Origin of the sequence: Agathobaculum ammoniilyticum, assembly GCF_025567315.1 — a bacterium.
Taxonomy (GTDB): Bacteria; Bacillota; Clostridia; order Oscillospirales; family Butyricicoccaceae; genus Agathobaculum; species Agathobaculum ammoniilyticum.
Genome location: NZ_JAOQJE010000035.1, coordinates 1 through 4,000 on the forward strand (window position 1 = coordinate 1; position 4,000 = coordinate 4,000).

The following is a 4,000-nucleotide window of genomic DNA, read 5'->3' on the forward strand; positions in this document are numbered from 1 at the left end:
GCTGGCTCCGCCGGCCTGCTGGACGACGTCAACTCCGGCCTGGAGCAGGGCCTGCCGCGTCAGTACGCCGCGCAGATGATCGCAAATACGCTGGACACCAACCGCGTGAAGTGGTCCACCGACTCCGATTCCTTTGACGATATCCTCAACGGCGGCGTCAAGGAAACTGTCGGCTCCGCTTACATGGGCCTGTCCTACGACTACGGCACCCTGACCTCGATCGAGACCGACTCCCTGACGATCAAGATCGATGCTGACTACGACTCTGATAACTACCACAACTCCGACCGTAACTACAGCAACGGCGACCTGGTCAACTTCACCAAGGTTTCCGAGGACTACACCTCCCTGCTGGGCCAGAAGGTCAAGGTCATGTTCAAGGATGGCAAGACCAACAATGTCCTCGGCGTTTACGCGGTTTCCGACAACACCGTTTACAACACCCTGATGAAGAATGTTGAGCTGGACGGCCAGAAGCTGAAGTTTGAAGGTTCTTCCTACTCTGTGGACAGCACCAAGTCGATCGACCTGACCTTTGTCGGCATTGACGGCGTTGAAACCGACACGGTTGCGTACACCTACTTTGACAAGGATGCTGCTGCGAATGAGCACGACACCAATGGCAACACCTCCTTGGCTGAGGTAACCTTTGTTGACTCCGACGGCAACAACAAGATCGACACCGCGATCGTATTTGAGAAGATCGGCGGCGAAGTGACCAACGTTGCTTCCGACAAGATCACCTTTGCCGGCAAGTCCTACAAGTTTGCCGATGAAATCATCGATGAAGAGCTGGAAGCGGACGATTACGCGGTAATGTCCTACAGCATGTACGAGGACTGCAAGGAAATCGTCAAGGCTGACATTGTCACCGACGAGCTGGAGGGCAGCAAGAACAAGACCTCGGATAACGGCAACTACAGCCAGTACGAGATCGCCGGCACCTGGTATAACATCGACACCACGGACAGCGACACCGGCTATGAGAACGTATCCGTAGGCGACACCGTTAAGGCGTATGTTGCCAACGGCGTTATCCTGAACGTTGACACCGACGACGGCACGGGCGCAATCCCGACCAATGTCGCGGTTGTTGTCGGTAACGGCAGCGGCTCGACCACCCTGTACGGCGATCAGGTCAAGCTGCGTTACTTCGACGGCACGCTCAAGACTGTCACGATCGACAGTGATAACAGCATCGCAGGCAACGCCACTCAGCTCGGCCGTGCGTACAAGGTTTCCGGCAGCGACAGCGCTACCAAGCTGGAAGAGCTGAAGAACCAGAAGTACAACGGCTACCTGACGCTGATCTATGGCAGCTACTCTTCTGGCGATGAAGAGGATGTTGCGCTGGGCAGCAACAACACGATTGCCGGCAAGCGCGTCGCGGACGACGCTGTGATCGTTGTTTGGGACGAGAACGGCTCCTCCAAGACCATCACCGGCAAGCAGTTCAACAACCTGGCTTCCTCCGCTGATTTGGTAACCACCAACGGCGCTGGCGCGGTATTCACCAAGGATTACAACGGTCTGGACCGTGTCCGCCTGGCCTCTGTTGAGGTTAAGTCTGGTTCTACCATTGGCGATATCTCCGGCACCTCCAACGATAACTACGGCTACATCACCGCGGACGCGGTTGAGCGCAGCAACGGCGACGTCACCTACACCCTGTGGAACGGCTCCGAGAACCTGACCGTTAAGGAAGAGAACGGCACCGCGAGCGACCGCGCCAAGGGTACCGTGATTGGTTACGGCAGCATCGATGCTGACGGCTACATCCAGGATGTTGACGACAGCTACGGCCTGCTCAAGAGCGTAAGCAACACCACGCCGAGCCAGAGCAACCTGGCGGTAGGCGCGAACAAGGCTTCCACCACCCGCTCCATCTCGGTTGGCGACAACCAGCTGAACGTCACCGCGGACACCAAGGTGCTCGTGATTGACTCCAGCGAGGACGACGACGCGATCGGCCAGGAATACATCTACGGCACGACCACGCTGCGCAAGGCTGACAAGGATGTTAACGACGATTACATGAACAACGTTGCATATATCCTTGACGAGGCTGTGGTTGATGGCGAGGCTGATCTTGAGCTCCTGATCATCGACAACACCGGCAAGTTCGATTGGATCGACGATGGCAGCGACGATGGCGATGATGACGACGAAGACAATACTTCCACCTCTGCTGGCGTTACTGTAACCAAGGATATGGCTGGCGATGCGATGACCTATGGCCAAACGTCCGACACGGAGACCCTGTCCGCGAACGTGGAAGGTCTGAAGGGCTACTACGCTGAGGTATCTATCGTTGATTCTTCCAAGGCTGATGCAAGCAGCAAGTTTACTACATCTGTTGTAGTAGATGGCTCTGGCTCGCAGGTTACCACCAACGATGTTGCAACGATAAATGTTACTATCACCAACGATAAGTCTGCGGATGCTGGCAAGTACACCATGACCCTGAAGATTGGCAGCAAGACAGTTGTCCGCGACTTTACGGTTGCAAAGGCTAAGATTTCCACCCTGACTCCGGATTCTGTTACCGCTCCGACTTCGAGCGCGTTGACTTCGAGCCCAGTTGCACCGTCCATTACCTTTACCGATTCGACTTATGGCGCTCTGGTAACCGCTACTGCGGATCCGGCCAACTGGGTTGAAACCGATGTAGCTGGTGTTGATGGAACTTGGGAAGCTACTGACGAGGCCACCGCAACCTATACGCTGGCAATCACTAGCCCGAACTACGAATTTGATTCCACCGTCATAGTTACAACGACCAACATGAATAGCCCCAAGAGCGCTACTATTTCTGGCAACACTCTGACTATCGTTTACACTTTGGCTTCTTAAAATTTTCAGAGTATAGAAAACCCCTCTCGAAAGAGAGGGGTTTTCCCTTTTGTACATTACTTGAACACGATATACCGATACGGATTTGCCACACTGTCCTCCGTGTTGGTGCAGTTGAGCATGCCTTTCACCTCAAAGCCCGTGGAGGTGACAACTAAATGATATGCTGCGATATCTGGCATTGCAAGCTCCATGCGCTGGGGATTATCTACGTTGCCAATCCATCTGGCGTTTGCAACCAGCACGGCTTTGGGTTGGTAGCCTAAGCGGATTGCTTGCGTATTCTTTTCACCGTTGCCGTTATAGCTGCCAAGATAAATCTCGCATTTCTGTGCCTCCACCTCGGTCAGACGGGTATCCAGTGCGGAAACAGCCGCTTCCCGCGCCTCGCTTTCGGTATTAAGCGACGTCTGGGTTGCTTTTGCGTCCAGTTCGGCGGCAAGCTCCTCTGAGAGCATCTCCCGATCGATCGTGTCCCCGAACGTGTCCACCACGATGCCCTCCACACGCGCCTCCAGCCGCGAAGCCTCGTCGCAGATTCCGTTCACCGCCTGCCGCAGCTCCTCCGGACTGCTGTCGAACCGTGCTTTCAGCTCGTTTGCCGGCAGGCTCGGCTGGTCGGGCAGGTCGGTGATTTTGTGCTGGAACGCTGTGATTTTATGATCGCTGAATGACATGAAAAACCTCCTTTTGTTTGGGGCGGCCGGAGTTCCCCCTCGCGCGCGTTCCTCTGACCACGCGGGCGCGCGCGTGAGGGGTTCCCCGCCCGCCGTTTGCACCGACACGGGAAAGTAAGCGTCTACCAGAATAGCAGAAACGGGAAAAAGCGCAAGGGCAAATACTTGCCCTTGCGCTTTCCGTTTTTTGGGCTATTATAACGGTTGCTTACTTTCCCCGCATGAAAAACCAGACGGGGCGGCTCCGCCCCACGCGCGCCCGCGCGCGCTGTCCAAGGAACGCGCGCGGGCGGCACCGACAAAAAGGAGGAAACCATGTCTTTTTCTGACCACAAGATCACGCAATTCACACACAAAATCACCGACCTGCCCGACCAGCCGAGCCTGCCGGCAAACGAGCTGAAAGCGCGGTTCGACAGCAGTCCGGAGGAGCTGCGGCAGGCGGTGAACGGAATCTGCGACGAGGCTTC

2 protein-coding genes are annotated in these 4,000 nt (G+C 55.8%); one reads left to right on the forward strand and one right to left on the reverse strand.

Annotation, left to right across the window (positions count from 1 at the left end; all coding sequences use genetic code 11):
- The coding region (locus OCV66_RS15340) for a hypothetical protein (RefSeq protein WP_262564889.1) at nt 1-2,853 on the forward strand (2,853 nt) is incomplete at its 5' end.
- Nucleotides 2,854-2,909: 56 nt separating this feature from the next.
- On the opposite strand, the gene OCV66_RS15345 is transcribed toward OCV66_RS15340, so the two are convergent.
- The gene (locus tag OCV66_RS15345) at nt 2,910-3,530 is read right to left on the reverse strand and encodes a hypothetical protein (RefSeq protein WP_107631307.1); all 621 of its coding nucleotides are present in this window, start codon (nt 3,528-3,530) and stop codon (nt 2,910-2,912) included.
- Nucleotides 3,531-4,000 lie beyond the last annotated feature (470 nt).

Bases quoted from the DNA above. Each gene is read 5' to 3' on its own strand.
- OCV66_RS15345 (WP_107631307.1), bottom strand. From the start codon at position 3,530: ATGTCATTCAGCGATCATAAAATCACAGCGTTCCAGCACAAAATCACC.